Source organism: Agrobacterium sp. H141 (assembly GCF_057158725.1).
Genome location: NZ_CM169893.1, coordinates 431,762 through 449,897 on the forward strand (window position 1 = coordinate 431,762; position 18,136 = coordinate 449,897).

General features: G+C 55.9%; 6 protein-coding genes. 2 read left to right on the forward strand and 4 right to left on the reverse strand.

The annotated features are described in order from the left end of the window. Nucleotides 1-4 precede the first annotated feature (4 nt). The 3 genes from ACWPM9_RS01885 to ACWPM9_RS01895 all read right to left on the reverse strand — a co-directional run bounded on the left by ACWPM9_RS01885 (nt 5) and on the right by ACWPM9_RS01895 (nt 4,818). Nucleotides 5-1,216, reverse strand: coding sequence for an aminotransferase (locus ACWPM9_RS01885; RefSeq protein ID WP_484756561.1), 1,212 nt, complete (start codon nt 1,214-1,216; stop codon nt 5-7). A gap of 119 nt (nt 1,217-1,335) precedes the next feature. Then, on the reverse strand, nt 1,336-2,850 hold the full coding sequence (locus tag ACWPM9_RS01890) for a UxaA family hydrolase (RefSeq protein ID WP_484756562.1): 1,515 nt from the start codon (nt 2,848-2,850) through the stop codon (nt 1,336-1,338). A 210-nt stretch (nt 2,851-3,060) separates the two neighbouring features. Then, complete coding sequence (locus ACWPM9_RS01895; RefSeq protein ID WP_428188106.1) at nt 3,061-4,818, reverse strand: glucan ABC transporter ATP-binding protein/ permease; 1,758 nt, start codon at nt 4,816-4,818, stop codon at nt 3,061-3,063. A 316-nt stretch (nt 4,819-5,134) separates the two neighbouring features. Here ACWPM9_RS01895 and ACWPM9_RS01900 point away from each other — a divergent pair, with 316 nt between their 5' ends. Both ACWPM9_RS01900 and pyc read left to right on the forward strand, forming a co-directional pair. Beyond that, nucleotides 5,135-5,875: an autoinducer binding domain-containing protein gene (locus tag ACWPM9_RS01900; RefSeq protein WP_428188107.1), complete on the forward strand. Its 741-nt coding sequence runs from the start codon at nt 5,135-5,137 to the stop codon at nt 5,873-5,875. 173 nt (nt 5,876-6,048) lie between these two features. Continuing rightward, nucleotides 6,049-9,507, forward strand: a complete 3,459-nt coding sequence (gene pyc / locus ACWPM9_RS01905; protein WP_484756563.1) for a pyruvate carboxylase — start codon at nt 6,049-6,051, stop codon at nt 9,505-9,507. A gap of 101 nt (nt 9,508-9,608) precedes the next feature. Here pyc and ACWPM9_RS01910 read toward each other — a convergent pair whose 3' ends face one another. Then, nucleotides 9,609-18,095 carry a glycoside hydrolase family 94 protein gene (locus ACWPM9_RS01910; protein ID WP_484756564.1) on the reverse strand — a complete coding sequence of 2,829 codons (8,487 nt, stop codon included), beginning with the start codon at nt 18,093-18,095 and terminating at the stop codon, nt 9,609-9,611. Nucleotides 18,096-18,136 lie beyond the last annotated feature (41 nt).

Here is an 18,136-nt window from a genome sequence, read left to right on the forward strand (position 1 = left end):
TATGTCAGATCGAGAACTTGCTAAGCCGCGCCGGTAACTTAGAAATCGTCTGCACATCGGCATTGGCGAAGGCGAAGCGCAGATAGTTTTCGTGTCTCGCTCCGAAGTAGGTGCCCGGAATGGCCAGAACGCCGACCTGTTTTGCCAGCTTCTCGGCAACCTCAGCAGAAGCGAGGCTTTCGAACGGGTGTCGCACGAATGCGAAATAGGCACCGAGCGAATCCATTGACCAGCCCGGAAGCGCCTTGAACGCTTCTTTCAACGCCTCGGTGCGCCTGAAAATTTCTAGCCTGTTTTCATCCCGCCATTCGCTGAGTGCTGAAATGGCTTTGGCGACTGCTGCTTGCGGCGCACGTGGTGCGCAGATCTGCATATTGTCCATGACCTTGGCAATTTGCGCGATCATGTTTGGCCCAGCGGTGACCGCGCCTAGTCGATGGCCCGGTATGCAGAAGGATTTCGAAAATGAATAAAGAAGAACGAGATTGTCTTCCCACTTTCCAGACGAGAGCAAGTCATGCGGTTGTTGGCCGGAGAGGAGAAAATCGCGATACGTCTCATCCAGGATCAGCCAAACGCCGGCATCACGGCAGGCATCGAAAATCTCGCGCAGGAGCGCCGCTGGATAAACGGCACCCGTTGGATTGTTTGGAGACACAAGGGCAAGTGCCTTTATGCCCCGTGACAGCATGTCGTTGACAGATGCCATATCCGGCAGGAAGCTGTTTTCGGGATCGAGTTGCAGCAGTTCATGGCGAATGCCGAGCATGGCAAGTGTTGATTCATGGTTGAAGTAGAAGGGGTCCGTCAACGCAATCGTGTCACCGGCGCCCGCGACAGCCATTAAGGCGCACATGAAGGCCTGGTTGCAGCCGGATGTGATGTGAATATTGGCGCGCGTGACATTTGCCTCATAGAGCGCGGCGATGTCTCCCGCATAGGCGTCGCGTAACGCGGGATCGCCCTCAATTGGACCATAGCCTGCGCAGTCGGTCGACTGCGCGGCTTCCCCCAACCACTGCAAGAGTTGCGGATGGGGCGCATAACCCGGAACAGCCTGGGAGAGATCGATCAGAGGACCCAGGTCTCCCTGATAGGCTTTGGCCCATGCAAAGACCGATGGAACAGGTGGCGGCGACAGTGTTTCGACAAGCGGATTGAAGGCGGCACTCATTGCGAGCATGATCCTGAACGGCTGGGAGCGGTCGGTTTGCATTGTCGTGACCGCAGAGTTGAAGATCCAACCGCTAGATCATCGCAGATCCATTTTCCAGCCCTTATGGAAACAACGACGTTGAGGAGAGGAGTTGTTGCGTTATCCCTGATGTCCCAGAGTCACATAACCGCTCCGATCTGCCAGGGAACGAATTCTGCGCCACCGAAGCCTAGACCCTCGCTCTTGGTTTTCTCGCCCGAGGCGACGGCAATAAAGAGCTCGAAAATCTCACGCCCTTTATCTTCGATCGAAACACCGTCGATGATGTCGCCGCAGTTGATATCCATATCTTCCTGCAGGTGCGCATACATCTCGTTATTGGTGGCAAGTTTTATACCCGGAGTGGGCTTGTAGCCGGAAACAGAGCCACGACCGGTGGTGAAGGCAATGAGAGTGGCACCCGATGCAATCTGGCCCGTCACCGAGCAGGGATCGTAACCGGGGCTGTCCATGAAGACGAAGCCGTGGGTGTCGATAGGCTCGGCGAACTTGTAGACGCCTGACAGTGGTGCTGTGCCACCTTTGGCAACGGCGCCCAGGGATTTCTCGAGGATTGTCGTCAATCCGCCGCGCTTGTTGCCGGGCGAAGGATTGTTATTCATCTCACCCTTGTTACGTTCGGTGTAGTCCTTCCACCAGTCGATCCGCTCCACAAGCTTTTCGCCGATCTCGACCGTGGCTGCACGCCGCGTCAGCAGATGTTCGGCACCATAGATTTCCGGTGTTTCGGAAAGGATAGTCGTGCCGCCGTGCTGGACGAGCAGATCGGATGCAAAGCCCAAAGCCGGGTTCGCAGTGATGCCCGAATAGCTGTCCGAACCGCCGCATTGAAGGCCAACGGTAATTTCGGAGATCGGCGCTGGTTCGCGGCGAACTTCATTGGCCTTGATGGCGACCTCGTGCAGCATTGCCAGACCAGCTTCCACAGTCTTGCGCGTGCCGCCGGTTGCCTGAATGGTCATGTAACGGAAGTTCCCGTCAGGGCGCAGGCGTTCCTTACCGACCAGTTCGGGGATCTGCATGACTTCGCAGCCCAGACCCACGAGGAGGATGCCGCCGATATTGGGGTTTCTGGCATAGCCTGAAAGGGTTCTGTAAAGCGTGGCATAACCTTCGTCGCTGCCGGACATGCCGCAACCGGTGCCGTGAACGATCGGTACGATGCCATCGACATTGGAAAGGCCTGCAAGCCAATCACTTTTTTCCGCTGCTTCGGCAATGAAGCGAGCGACGCTGCCGGAACAGTTCACAGAGGTCAGGATGGCCACATAGTTGCGCGTGCCGAAACGGCCATCGGAACGGCGATAGCCCTGGAAAGTGCGCGCCTCATTGGCGGTCGGCAAGCGCTTGGCTTCGCTACCAAAGGCATAGTCCAGCGACAGATCGGCCATGGCCAGATTGTGAACGTGAATATGTTCACCGGCAGCAATATCGGCCGTTGCCTGACCGATTACTTGTCCGTAGCGCAGGACGAGTTCTCCTGATGAGATATCGGATGACGCGACTTTATGGCCGCGCGGAACTGGCTGCTTAACGGCAATATTGCTGACCGCGAGACAGTCTCCCTCCTTGAGATCCCTCAGTGCAATTTCAAGATTGTCCGATGCGTTGAGACGAATGCTGGTGCCGGTCATGCTGTCTTGCCTGTGCTGCTTACTCGAGGTGTCCGACATCATGTTACGGACAACTATTCGTATCTGTCATTCTAGTATGTCAGATTTATCGGCTCGCACTTTATCCAACTCGCAAGAGTTTGCAATCGCGCGATGAGCTTCAAAATGCGATCGGAGCCTGTGGCGAACCGAAGGCCAACCTTCCCTTTGATCTGCAGAAAAATTGCCGTTTCAGGAGATCGTCCGGTCTTCAATGTTGCTCGGTGCTTCGGAGAGCCCGCTTGCCTCCAACAGGGATGCAAACCGGCCACCTTTCTCCCTGAGCTCCTTGTGTGTGCCAATTTCGGCAACGCTTCCGTGATCAAGGAACATGACAAGGTCAGCTTCGCGAACCGTGGAGAGACGGTGAGCGATAATGAAGGTCGTGCGGTCCTTGCGCAGACTATCAATCGCTTCCTTGACGCGGGCCTCGGTTTCGACGTCCAGCGCGCTGGTCGCTTCGTCGAGAACGAGGATCGGCGCGTTTTTCAAGATAGCTCTGGCAATGGCAATTCTTTGTCGTTCTCCGCCGGATAGCCGGTTTCCTCGCTCTCCGACGAGGGTTTCGAAACCGTTGAGGCGGGTCTCGATGAATTCAGCGGCTGCAGCTGCCTCGGCGGCTGCCAGCATTTCCTCCTCGCTTGCTTCCTCGCGGCCGAGGCGAATATTGTCGCCAATCGAGCGATTGAGAAGGCCCGCATCCTGAAAAACGGTTGCGATGGAATGGCGCAATGATTTGCGTGTTACTTTCGAGATATCGGTGCCATCAATGAGGATAGAGCCACTTTTCGGTTCGTAGACTCTTTGCAACAGATTGATAAGCGTGGTTTTACCCGCGCCTGTCGGACCAACAATGGCTATGGTTTGTCCGGCTTTTACCGAAAATGATACGTTACTTACGCCTTGTGTGGCGTTGGCGAAATCAAAGGAGACATTGCGAAATTCAACATTGCCTTTGACTGCTGGCAGTTCGAGCGCGCCCGATGGTTCTTCCCGCTCCTGCACCGATTCTTCAAGCTTGTAGAACTCTTCGAGCTTGGCTCTTGCCTCGAAAGTCTGCGTCGCAAAGGCGCGCATCTGGTCGAGTCTACCGATCAGAAGGTTGGCGAAGCCCGTGAAGGCTATAATTTCTCCAACCTTGAGGTCACCACTGGCGACCAGCGCTGTGCCGACAATCAGGATGATCAGCATGGAAATGGTGGACGCAATTCGGTTCAGACCGCTTGCGATCGCCCACCAGTCGAGCACCGGATATTGGGCTGCAAGCAGGTCTTCGGTGAAACGCTTCAATGCCCGGGTTTCGGCTTCGATGCGGTTGTAGCTATGCAATACCGACACGTTGCTGATGGAGTCACTCACATGGGAAAAAACCGTGTGATAGTGGTTTTCAACTGACGCTTGGCCTTCTTTCGTTTTCGCCATCACGACCTTGCCGATCAGCAGGTAAAGAACGCCCAGGACCAGCAGTACGATGCTAAGGCGCACATCCATGGACAAAGCAGTCGGCACCAGCAGCACCAGCGCCACCACTGTGGCCAAATGCGAGCGCATGAACTCGAGCCAGAGACCGAACAGCGTTTCGCTTGCTCTGAGCAGAGTGTGGAGGGCGTTGGAGGTTCCGCGCTGATGATGCCATGCCAGCGGCATGGAAATGATGCGGCCAAAGGCTTCGGTCAAAAGCGTGGCGCGGCGTCCATGAGCTAATCTGTCGGCTTCGCGTGCCACCAGTACATAAGCGACGGTATTGAACACGCCAAACCCCGCCCAGGCCATGATAATGCCGCTCGTACTTTGTTTTTCGGATATAGCGTCAATAATCCGGCCGAACAGAATAGGCTCCGCGATCGTTATGACGGCGAGCACAACGTTGGCAATGACGATCATGGTGGTCTTGCCGCGGTAGGCGGAAAGGTAGCTTAGCGCTTTCAGATAGACTTGCAGGAGAGACAAGAGGCAACTGGCGTCCTTGGCGCAGCTTTATCGAAACGATCCATTCGGCGACGAAACCTCACCGGGTTCGCGAGCAGATATGGCCCGAAGTAGTAACGCTTTCAAATATTAGACGCATGCGGCATTATCTCTGGAGACCTGACTAGGCTTTTGATATCACTGCGTTCCGGTACCGTTTGCCGTAAACCGGAATTGTCTAGAATGCAAGATTTCGGAATCAGCCTTAACATTTTGATAACCGAACATAGGCGCTCCTACCTGATATTATGACAAGGCATTTTTAAGATCGCATGCGTCATTTAGCTTGGAGAATGTTTTGGATCTGAATCCCATATTTAAATTTTTGATCCTTGCTGAAGAATGCGAGTCTGTAAGCGAGTTGGCTGATGCTTTGGAAAAGCTGATCAGGCATTACAGGTTTGACTATTATGGCCTTATCAAGCAGCCGAAACCCGATGAAAATCCCATGAATTTGTCGATGATGGGTCGCTGGCCGAAAGATTGGCCTGAAACCTACATCGCCAAGAAATACGTTTTGATTGATCCCACCATCCGCTATCTCGGTAAGGCGCAGACGTCTTTCCGCTGGAGCGACGTCATGGCTGAATTCAAAGCCGACCCCTACAAAAAGCGCATGGAACGTATGATGGCCGACGCCGAACGTTTCGGCCTGGTCGATGGTTATATGTTCCCCGTTCATGGCAGGACCGGATTGCTTGGCAATCTGACGCTTGGCGGTCGCCCCGTCGAACTTTCGTCCGTTGAAATGACCATGTTCGATGCGGCTGCCAAGAAAGCCTTCTGGCGCCATATGGAATTGACCGGGGTCGCTGGTTCGCTTCGGGCTCAGGCCAATCTCGAAACGCGGCTGACACGACGGGAAATGGAGATTTTGAGCTATCTGGCGGATGGGCTGACATCGAACGAAATCAGCAAGGTTCTGTCGATCTCAAGCCATACTGTCGATTGGTACATGAATGGCATGCAGGACAAGCTGAATGCAAAAAACCGCCAGCAGGTCGTGGCAATCGCCTTCAGGCTTGGGCTCATCACCTGAATACCTCATTCATTTAAGTAGTATACAACTGTAAAACGGCTTTCTGTCCAAAGGGCAGCGGTCTCATAAAATCGACTGGTTCTGCATCCTGAAATTGAACTTGACTGTTCAACAGGTTATTAGAATATTTCGCAGTGCAACATTTGCGAGCCAGGCGAATGAGGAGAAAGCCTTTGTCCATATCCAAGATACTTGTCGCAAACCGATCCGAGATTGCTATTCGCGTGTTTCGCGCCGCAAACGAACTTGGCATCAAGACGGTTGCCATATGGGCCGAGGAAGACAAGCTGGCTCTGCATAGGTTCAAGGCAGATGAGAGCTATCAGATCGGTCGAGGACCGCATCTGAGCCGGGACCTTGGGCCGATCGAGGCCTATCTTTCAATCGATGAGATCATTCGGGTGGCCAAGCAATCCGGTGCGGATGCTATTCATCCAGGTTACGGATTGTTGTCTGAAAGCCCGGAATTTGTGGATGCCTGTAATGAGGCGGGTATTACATTTATCGGTCCGACCGCAGACACAATGCGCCAGTTGGGTAACAAGGTTGCAGCGCGTACTCTCGCACTCTCAGTTGACGTGCCTGTCGTGCCGGCGACCCAACCTTTGCCGGACGATATGACGGAAGTAGCACGGATGGCCGAAGAAATCGGCTATCCCGTCATGCTCAAGGCATCATGGGGTGGTGGTGGCCGCGGTATGCGTGCGATCCGCAAGGCAGAAGATCTGCAGCGCGAAGTGACCGAGGCAAAGCGTGAGGCTATGGCTGCGTTCGGGAAGGACGAAGTCTATCTCGAGAAATTGGTCGAGCGGGCTCGCCACGTGGAGAGCCAGATTCTGGGCGATACCCATGGCAACGTCGTTCATCTGTTCGAGCGTGATTGTTCCATCCAGCGACGCAATCAGAAGGTTGTCGAGCGGGCGCCTGCACCGTATCTCAGCGAGGAACAGCGCCAGGAACTGGCGACATATTCGCTCAAAATCGCCAGAGCTACAAAATATGTCGGTGCCGGTACTGTCGAATATCTGATGGATGCCGATACCGGCAAGTTCTACTTCATTGAGGTGAACCCGCGCATCCAGGTTGAACATACCGTGACCGAAGTTGTCACCGGTATCGATATCGTCAAAGCGCAGATTCATATTCTCGATGGCGAGGCGATCGGCACGCCTGAGTCCGGGGTGCCAAGTCAGGACAAAATCTGGCTCAACGGCCATGCGCTTCAGTGCCGGATCACGACCGAAGATCCTGAGCAGAACTTTATTCCGGACTATGGTCGCATCACCGGTTATCGTTCAGCCTCCGGTTTCGGTATTCGCCTTGACGGCGGTACCGCCTATCCGGGTGCTGTCATTACGCGGTTTTACGATCCCTTGCTGGTCAAGGTAACAGCCTGGGCGCCAAGCCCGGTTGAGGCTATTACGCGCATGGACCGCGCGCTGCGCGAATTCCGTATTCGCGGCGTTGCGACCAATCTCACATTCCTCGAGGCGATCATAAGTCATCCGAAATTCAAGGATAACAGCTACACGACGCGCTTTATCGATACGACACCTGAGCTGTTCCAGCAGGTCAAACGGCAGGATCGTGCGACGAAGCTGCTCACTTATCTTGCGGATGTCACGGTCAACGGACATCCGGAAACGAAGGGGCGTCCTTCGCCCTCTGGAGATATTGCCAAGCCGGCACTCCCTTTCATCGATCGTGATATTCCCGACGGGACCAAGCAGAAGCTTGACGAACTCGGACCGAAGAAATTCGCCGAGTGGGTTCGTGGTCAGCATCAAATATTGATGACTGACACTACCATGCGCGATGGCCATCAGTCACTTTTGGCAACACGCATGCGCACGCATGATATCGCAAATATATCGGGCGCCTATGCTCGCGCACTTCCGCAGCTGTTTTCGCTAGAATGTTGGGGCGGTGCGACATTCGACGTTTCCATGCGCTTCCTTACGGAAGACCCTTGGGAACGGCTGGCGCGTATCCGTGAGGGCGCGCCCAACCTGCTGCTGCAGATGTTGCTTCGGGGTGCGAACGGAGTTGGCTATAAGAATTATCCCGACAATGTCGTAAAGTACTTCGTTCGTCAGGCGGCAAAGGGCGGCATCGACGTCTTCCGTGTCTTCGACTGCCTGAACTGGGTCGAGAATATGCGGGTCTCGATGGATGCGGTGGTCGAGGAAAACAAGATCTGTGAAGCGGCGATCTGCTACACCGGCGATCTTCTGAATTCCGCCCGGCCTAAATACGATCTGAAATACTATACTGCGCTGGCGACCGAGCTGGAAAAAGCCGGCGCGCATATGATTGCCGTCAAGGATATGGCCGGTTTGCTGAAGCCGGCTGCGGCCCGCATACTCTTCAAGGCGCTGCGTGAGGCGACCGATCTTCCGATCCACTTCCACACCCATGATACCTCCGGGATCGCTGCCGCGACCGTTCTTGCGGCCGTCGAAAGCGGTGTCGACGTGGTGGATGCAGCCATGGACGCGTTGTCCGGCAACACATCGCAGCCGTGCCTTGGTTCGATTGTCGAAGCCCTCAAGGGGACTGAGCGTGATCCGGGACTCGATCCGGAGTGGATACGTCGCATCTCCTTTTATTGGGAAGCTGTTCGCCACCAGTATGTTGCCTTCGAAAGTGATCTGAAGGGGCCGGCTTCCGAGGTTTATCTCCATGAAATGCCCGGTGGCCAGTTTACCAACCTCAAGGAACAGGCGCGTTCGCTGGGACTGGAAACCCGTTGGCACCAGGTGGCTCAGGCCTATGCCGATGCAAACCAGATGTTTGGTGATATCGTAAAGGTTACACCATCCTCCAAGGTCGTGGGCGACATGGCTCTGATGATGGTCTCGCAGGACCTGTCGGTGAAGGATGTCGAAAATCCGGAGAAGGATATCGCCTTTCCAGAGTCGGTCATTTCGATGCTGAAAGGCGATCTTGGCCAGCCTCCGGGCGGTTGGCCAGAGGGACTGCAGAAGAAAGCACTGAAGGGCGATCAACCTTTTACGGATCGCCCAGGCTCTCTTTTGCCGGATGCGGATCTCGACGAAGAGCGCAAGGCGATCGAGGAAAAGCTCGAGCGTCCTGTTTCGGATTTCGAATTTGCCTCCTATCTCATGTATCCGAAGGTCTTCACCGACTATGCGCTGGCGTCTGACATGTACGGTCCAGTCAGCGTTTTGCCGACACATGCCTATTTCTATGGATTGACGGCAGGGGAGGAGCTTTATCCCGAGATCGAGAAGGGCAAGTCTCTCGTGATCCTGCATCAGGCCAAGAGCGAGCCCGATGACAAGGGCATGGTGAAGGTGTTCTTCGAAATCAACGGACAGCCGCGCTTGATCAAGGTTCCAGACCGTAACAGGACGGCCACATCGGTTGCACGTCGCAAGGTTGATATCGGCAATGCAGCCCATGTCGGGGCGCCGATGCCGGGTGTCATCTCGACCGTCGCAGTTGCCCCAGGTCAGTCGGTCAAGGCTGGTGACGTGTTGTTGTCGATCGAAGCGATGAAGATGGAAACAGCCCTCCACGCAGAGCGGGACGGCAAGGTATCCGAGGTTCTGGTGAAAGTCGGGGACCAGATCGACGCGAAAGACCTGCTGATCGCCTTTGAAGGCTGATTGATCGCACTCGTGAGTTTGGAAAAGGGCGGCGCCTGCTTTATGCGGGCGCCGCCTTCTTTGTCGTGTCTCTTCGGTTAATCGGAAGATGGATTATTCTCTCACGACGTTAGTGCGAGACCGTCTTCAGGAACGGCAACCTCTTCCCCGTTTACATGGATCATATATCCTTGCTGATCCGATTTCCGGCTGACCGAAATATTTATGGCTTTGCCTGACACGGTCAGTGTCGCCTCAAACCCTGGCCAGTCCGGAGGAAGGACGGGATTGATGAGGATCTTCTCGCCATTCTTTTGAATGCCAAGAATCTCATTGACTGCAAACTGATAGAGCCAGCCGGCAGATCCTGTATACCATGTCCAACCACCTCGGCCCGGATAAGTCTCGGCGCCATAGATGTCGGCTGCGACGACATAAGGTTCGACGCGGTAGCGATCAGCTGCCTCAGGGGTAAGGGTGTGATTGATCGGATTGATCAGTGAGAAGCAGTGCCACGCCTTGTCCGCCAGACCGAGCTTCGCCAAGGCAATGCCGAGCCAGATGGCGGCATGAGTATATTGTCCGCCATTCTCCCTGACGCCTGGCGGATAGGAAGCGATATAGCCGGGATCCGGATCACCTTTGACGAAGGGTGGCGTGAACAAACGCACGATACCTGCCTCTTCATCAACGAGTTGATCGTAGGCGGCCAGCACCGATTGCTTGGCCTTTTTGCTAGTCTCGCCGGCAATGACGCTCCATGATTGTGCGATGGAATCGATTCGGCACTCCTCTGACTGAAGGGACCCGAGCGCGGTTCCGTCATCGAAATAGCCGCGTCGGTAGTAGCTTCCATCCCAACCGGATGTGTCCAGTGCCTTGGCCAGGGCCTTCAAATGTGCATTCCAACGCTTCGCGTGGGCTGTCTCTCCGCGTTCTTCAGCGACAGGTACGAAAGCTTTGAGTGCGCCTTGCAGGAACCACCCAAGCCAGACGCTCTCGCCTTCACCTGCCTCGCCCACTCGGTTCATTCCGTCATTCCAGTCTCCGCCGAGAATGAGCGGAAGACCATGAGGTCCGGTTCGTTTGACGGCGAGGTCAAGTGCGCGTGCAATGTGCTCGTAAAGACTTTCTGCTTCTTCTGCCTGTTCAGGCTGGAAGAAGGAATCGTGCTGTTCGGGGCGAAGAGCAGGTCCGCTCAGGAATGACACTTGTTCGTCCAGAAGACCTTTGTCTCCTGTCACGTCCATATACCGACGGGTGGCATAGGCAAGCCAGACCACATCATCTGAAATTGTCGATCGAACGCCGGCACCTGACTTCGGCAGCCACCAGTGTTGGACGTCGCCTTCGACAAATTGACGAGCCGTAGCAGTCAGGATCTGCTTCCGCGCGAGCTTCGGATCCTGCATGAGGAAGGCGAGCGAATCCTGCAACTGATCGCGGAAGCCGAAGGCGCCGCTGGCCTGATAGAAGCCGGCCCGCGCTGTTAGTCGGCAGGCGAGGGTCTGGTATGGAAGCCATGAATTCACCAGATGGTTAAAACCACGATCTGGTGTCTTGACCTGCAATTGTCCCGTCTCGGCATGCCAACTGGATTTGACCGTTTCACAAACAGCTGTGAAATCGGAATTGCGCTTCTCGGCTATAAGTGCTTGCGCGGCCTCAAGGCTTTCGCAGTCGCCGAGCAGGAAAGTCACGTCGCGGGACTTGCCCGCGGCGACTTCGATATCAATCGCGATCGTTGCGCATGGATCGCCTTCCGAATCCGTGGTGTTCGACAAGGACAATCCCCCGGCGACTGCACGAGGCATATGGATTCCGCCGTTGCGGCCAAGGAACTCACGCCGATTGACGGTGACGCTTTGCACGTCTCCCTTTGCCGCGAAGAAGGCATGTCTGCCCGAGTAATCGAGGCTATACGGGTTCGTTGCGATTAAAGCCGACCGCTCATTGTCGAATATGCTCTGGATGAACGGCGCTGTTTTGCGTCCACTGTTTCCGAGAACCCATTCGACATGGGCGTAGATTCGGTATGTCCGCTTTGAGGATGAGGTGTTGCGGACGACCAGACGTGAGAGCTTGACGGGCGATACGGGGTCGACCGTTTGCGTCAGTTCTGTCTCAAGGCCGATATGGCGAGCGGTGAAGGTTGAATAGCCGAGGCCGTGACTTGCCTCAAAAATGCTCTCTGCACGTATATTCGTTGCAGCAACCGGGGCGTAGACTTCCTGGTTTGCGGTATCTACGACATAAAATGTCTCGCCGGTTCGGTTGGTGACCGGATCGTTGGACCAGTTCGTCAGCTGGTAGTCTCGCGAGTTGGAGCTCCAGGTGAAGCCTGCGCCTTCAGCTGACACGTGAAAACCAAAGTCGTCATTGGCGATAACGTTGATCCATGGCTGCGGCGTCGTATCGCCACCATTGAGCCTGACCACATATTCGGTGCCGTCCTTCGAGAATCCACCGTAGCCGTTCCAGAAGTCGAGATCGTCCGCTGTGGCCAGACTGTTGCCTTCGGCAGGCTTTGGTAGTCCGGGACTGTCTTGCCACTCAGGCCGTCCGTCCGCTGCTCGGGGTGATGCGTAAAGTGAAACGGCATGGTTGATCTGGTCGACGATCTTGCCATTTCGAGCATGAAGCACGACACGGGCTGTTGCCAGCAGTGCCGACCATGTTTCTTCCTCCATCAGGTCGCGGCGAACCGCAAAGACGTGTTGAGGCGTACCATCGCCCTGACGGTGGCGAAGGTTTTCGCACAGTGCATCGAGCGCGTGCTGCATGTCCTGAACGTAGGACGAAGCGCGTTCATTGACGATCACGAGATCGGAGACGATGCCCCGTCGGCGCATATATTCCTGGCAACGAAGCGCTTCACGGGCGATTTCAACGTCCATATCGTCGTTGATGCGCAGCATGAAGATCGGGTAATCGCCTGAGATGGCGAGTGGCCACAAGGACCGCTGGGACGAAAGCCCGCTGCGAACGGTGGCCGGATCGGCCCGCAGATGTGCCTCCGGATACACCAGGAAGCGAGCAAGGTGCTGGAAGGCAGCAGCTTGTTGTGACGTAATGCCAACATGGCGCATTTCGACCTGCGCGCGCGTCCAGGCATGGATCATTTCGTGATTGAAGGCGTCGGGATGGCGGTAGCGTTCAATTGCCTGATCCACTTCTTCACGGCTTGGTGCTGCCATGGTCCAGAATATGACGCTCACCTTCTTGCCTGAGGGCACGCGAACAACGCGGCGAAGGCTCAATACCGGATCAAGGGTGAAGCCTTCTGTTCCCGAGAGTGTTGCACCGACATCGAAAGCGGCAGCATTTTCAATGCCGCGGCCACGACCGAGGAACTTCATGCGATCCGTTTCAAATTCGGTCGGACGGCCCGGGCCGGCATTATCGACCACGAGATGGGCAAGACACATGTCCGGCTCGCTGGCACTTCGCTTGCTGCGCTCAGCGCGGATCACATCCTTGCGCTTACCGAACTCCGTGCGGATGAACATCTTCGAGAACGCAGGGTGTGCTGCATCGGCATCATCGGTCGCAATCACTGGTTCGAGATAGGATGTCACCTCGATAAAACGATCCTCACTTCCAGTGTTGAGAAGCGTGACGCGTCGGCCTTCGGCATCGTGTTCGGTTGCAACGATACACTCGAGATGGCTGGTGATGTCGCCGACGGATTTGTAGAATTCTGCCTTGTCATCACCGAAGATGACCTTGCAACGTTCTTCGTCTCCGCGCCGTGGTGCACTTGTCGTCGACCACCATTCGTTGGTGGAGGTATCGCGCAGGAAAACGAAGGTGCCTGAACGGTCTTCGGTCGGATCCGCTTTCCAACGGGAAACGGCCTGCCCGTTCCAACGGGAGAAGCCGGTGCCGGTTGCCGACAGCATGGTCGAGTAATGACCGTTTGACAGGAACACCAGTTCGCGATCCTTGGTTGTCGGATCGAGCACGGTGCGGATTTCCGGGCGCAACAGGTCGGCTTGCCCTTTGCCCGGCATTTCCGGTTCATGTTTGGCGCTCATGACCGGAATTTCGCGCGGTGCCTTTTCCTGTAGCAGGAGCTCGGCTGCCTCGATTACAGGATCGGAGTGGAACAGCTCTCTCAGGTGTCCGTTGAAGGCGACGTTGGCGACAGCTGCAATCGACATCCCATGGTGGTGGGCATAGTAGTTATAGACGACGGCGCATTTCTTGCCTTCCGGAACGCGGGTCGGTGTGAAATCCACGGCATCGTGGAAACCATAAATGCCGAGTGCTCCGAGCTTGCGCAGGCGGTTAAGATTGTCGAGCGACGCCTTCGGAAAATACTGGCTCGCCAGAATGGAAGCATAGGGAGCGATCACCGCATTCTGCCCAAGCCCTCGTTTCAGGCCCAGCGTTGGCACGCCGAAATTGGTGTACTGGTAGGTCAGTTCGTGGTCGCGTGCATTGAAAGCAGCTTCCGAAATCCCCCATGGAATTCCGCCCAACCGCTTGGCGTGGTTCATCTGTTCCTCGACGACCAGACTGTTGGTCTGGTTGAGAATGCCGCCCTGACGTTCCTGCATGACAAGCGGCGGCATCAGATATTCGAACATAGATCCCGACCACGATATCAAGGCGGCGCGGGAGCCGATCGGCACGACCTGACGCCCAAGGCGATACCAGTGCTCTGTTGGGAGATCGCCCTTGGCGATGGCAAACAGGCTGGTCAAACGGCATTCCGATGCGAGCAAGTCGTAGCAGGCCTCATCCAGTTCCCGTGTGTCGGCCCGGTAGCCGATCGACAGCAGGCGCCGTTCCGGGCGGAAAAGGAAGGTGAAGTTCATTGAAAACGCGATGTCGCGGCTGCGGTCTCGCAGCAAGGAGAGACGCTGACGGATTGGCTCGATTGTGGACAGGTCGAATGCACTATCGGCGATATGCGCTTCACAGGTGGCGACCAGCGCCTCTGTCCAGCGAATGACTTCGCCGCTCTGCTCCGAGCTGATCTCATGATGGAGGTTGGAGGCCAGTTTCTGGATGTCGCGCGCCAGGACCGCGAGATTGATAATGCGGATTGAGGCAAACTCATGCTCGCGCTTGACGGCTGCAAGCGCGCTGTTGAAGCCTCTCACCCGTTCCTCCAGGCGTCGGCGCAGAGGCCTCACGATCTTGCGGTCATCCGGCAGATCCTGGAGCACTTCGTGCAGAACGCCGCCAACATCGCCTATACCGTCCAGATTGCCTTGAAGATGGGCTGATGGTGCTTCTGCCCATTCACGACAGGCAGAGGAAATGGCTATCAGATGGCCAGCGAGATTTCCGCTATCGACCGCAGAGATATAGCGTGGGCCCAGCGTCTTCAGGGTGTCAGTGTAATACCAGTTGAACAGGTGTCCGCGGTATTTCTCCATCCGTTCGATAGTAGAAATGGTCTGTTCCAGCTTCTCGATCGTTTGCTCGAAGCTGATCCAGCCGAATTGCCGGGCGGAAACCACAGACAGCAGATAAACGCCAATATTCGTTGGCGATGTGCGATGCGCGACGATCTGCTCGGGCACTTCCTGAACGTTGTCCGGTGGCAGATAATTGTCGCCGGCTGTTACGAAAGTCTCGAAATATCGCCAGGTCCTGCGCGCGATCTTCCGGAGTTCCGATGCTGCTTCTTCTGGTACTTCCAGTCGATCTTCGGTTTCAGCAGACTGGCTGACATACCAGGCGACCATTGGTGACAGCACCCAGAGTGTCACGAATGGGAGACCAACGACGACACCGTAAAGCCCGTTCATGCTCGACACAGCGAGTGCGATCAATGCCAGCACCGGCGCATGGCGCATGGTGCGATAGTAGGAACTGATATCGCCCTGCGCCACCGACTGAATACTGGCTGCCGTCTTCCACTCGAGCATGAAACGTCGACTGTAGAACAGACGATAGATGGAACGCAAAATTGCATCTGCCATCACACAGGCGTTATCGGCGATGAAGACGATACGGAGTGCCACCTGAGCGTTTGACGCGCTGATTTCAGACCACACTGAATGGAAGTGGGCGCTTTGCACAAAGTCGCTTGAGCGCGGCACTAGGCCAGATAACAGGGACAAAGTGGGGGCAACGAACAGGCAAAAAATTAGCAGAAGCTGCCAGATAACGGCGCCAAAAGGCGACATGGCACACCAGCCGAGAACCGAGGCGCCGAACCAGGCAATCGGTGTCAGAGACCGACGAAGATTGTCGATCATTTTCCAGCGACCAAGGGCGGTAATGCCACGAAGAGGGTCGAGAATATAGGGGATGAGTTGCCAGTCACCACGTGCCCACCTGTGCTGGCGCGAGATTTCCACCTCGTAGCGCGTGGGAAAGTCTTCGACCAGCTCGACATCGGTTACGAGTGCGCAGCGTGCAAAGGACCCCTCCAGCAAATCGTGGCTGAGTACCGTGTTTTCGTCGATGCGGCCCTTGATGGCCGTTTCGAAGGCGTCAACCTGATACAGACCCTTGCCGGTAAATGTGCCTTCGCCGGTCAAGTCCTGATAGACGTCCGACACCGTAAACACATAAGGGTCTACGCCTCGGTTCATCGAGAAGACGCGCTGGAAAACGGAGGCGTCTTTGCCCGTGGTCAGAGACGGCGTGACGCGGGGCTGAAGAATACCGTAGCCGCTGATCACCCGACCCGTCTTAGGATCGTGAACGGGTCGGTTGATGGGGTGATGCAGTTTGCCGACAAGCTTGGTCACCGCTTCGCGCATCAGTCGCGTGTCGGCATCGAGGGTCATCACATATTGAATGTTTTCAGGGGCGGTATTGGCGCCTGGAATGTAGGATGTGTCCCGGTCCCCGCGTAACAGCAGGTTCAGTTCATGCAGCTTGCCACGCTTGCGCTCCCAGCCCATCCAGACGCCTTCATTTTCATTGAAGAGGCGGCGGCGATGAAGAAGGAAGAAGCGCTGGTTGCCATCAGCTGCATAGCGGTTGCTTAGATTGGCCACTTCCTTCTTGGCATAGTCCAGGATTTCCAGATCGGCGGGTGTTTCCTCCACCGGTCCGTCACGCCAGTCACTCAGCAAAGCGAAATAAATTTCACCACGCGGGTTCGTTAGATAATGAACTTCCAGATTGCGGATCAGCTCGTCGACGTCATCTCGATTGGTGATCATGCAGGGGACGGCAACGAGGGTTCGTGCTTCCTCAGGCAGTCCTTCCTTGAACTCATAGCCAGCCAGACGCGACGGTTTGACGACGAACGTGACGACCGTGTTGTAAAGACCGGTCGCACCCTCCGAAGCTGGCAAAGCGAACATCAACAGCATCAATATGGTCAGCGGGGTCGACAGACCGGCCTGCAGAAGGAACCAGCCGACCACTGCCAGCACGGCGAGGGTGAGACCCATAACCGGGAGCGCGATCGCCAGCCAGTTCATCCGTCGAACGAGGCGGCCAAAGCGCTGGGTAAATGGTGGTTGATATCCAATTGCCTTTTCGAGATCTCGACAATTGTCCCCAACAAGAAAATTGCCGACGTCTGCGTGGTTTTGATCGGTGTCCCTGACCGCCGCCGCCGCCATATCGATGGCCGTCTGGGCAATGTCTGCCTCTGGCACACTGGAATGACGTGACAGTTGCTCGATGGTGTTGCGGTAGGCGTTGCGGGAGCCGAAGTCCAACTCCTGGTAATCGGTGTGCTGGCCAAGGATGCGGTCAACTTCCGAGACGTCCTCCACCCAGACGGACCATTCGGCATCATCGATCTCGCGAAGACTTTTGACAATGTTACCCATCGTCACATTGCCGGATGAAAGGCGGGTGTGCTCGGCGTTCATCGCCTCTTCGGCGTCTTGGCCGAGGTTTTCCAGGCGCTCTTCCAGCCAGGTGACGGCAAAGCTTGTGTTCTGGGAGCCGTTTCTCAGGCGATAAAGAAACTGGGTGGAAAACGTATTGTCGGATACCAGTGGTGCGGTGCGTTCCAGCAGGTCGTTACACAGTTCAGGCTCGCCCAGGCGGATGATCTCGTCCGCAGTCTCATTGGCACGACGACGCATGCGTCGCGATTGTTCCACCCGGGTGGAAATCCGGCGAAGGTTTTCCACCAGGACGTAGCGGACCATAGAGGGCAGGGCCCACAGTTCGCCGATTTCCAGAATCTGATGGGTTTGATAGCCGTTGACCAGTGAAGTCAGGCTTTCCTGCGAGGCAGTGCTGTGCGTGTGGGCGACATATATCCATGCCAGGACCAGAGTGCGCGGGATTTCCGCACCGTGAATGCGCATCGTTGGAAGCTGGCGATAGAATTTCAGCGGGAAATCACGCCGGACTTCCTGAATGGCTTCCTCGATTACATAGTGATTGTCGAGCAGCCACTCTGCCGCCGGCGTGATGTCGGAGCCGGCCTCCACATCCAGGGCGGTGGTTCTGTAAACCCGAAGGATTTCCCGTTCATTCTCCTTATGGCGTTCGAAGAAGTCGAAAGGTTTCAGGCCTGCCAGATCGCCTGAGCCATCGAGCGCCAGACGCGCGGCTCTATCGTGGAGTTCCTCCACTGTCATGTAGGCGGCACGGATCGAATCATTGTGGTCGATCTGTTTTGTCTCATGGTCACGTGAGGCGACCGGATCGATCAAGTCATGAGGCATATTTACGGATTCTGTTTTTGGCAAAGAATTGGGTACTCGGC

Bases quoted from the DNA above. Each gene is read 5' to 3' on its own strand.
- ACWPM9_RS01885 (WP_484756561.1), bottom strand. From the start codon at position 1,216: ATGCAAACCGACCGCTCCCAGCCGTTCAGGATCATGCTCGCAATGAGT.
- ACWPM9_RS01890 (WP_484756562.1), bottom strand. From the start codon at position 2,850: ATGACCGGCACCAGCATTCGTCTCAACGCATCGGACAATCTTGAAATT.
- ACWPM9_RS01910 (WP_484756564.1), bottom strand. From the start codon at position 18,095: ATGCCTCATGACTTGATCGATCCGGTCGCCTCACGTGACCATGAGACA.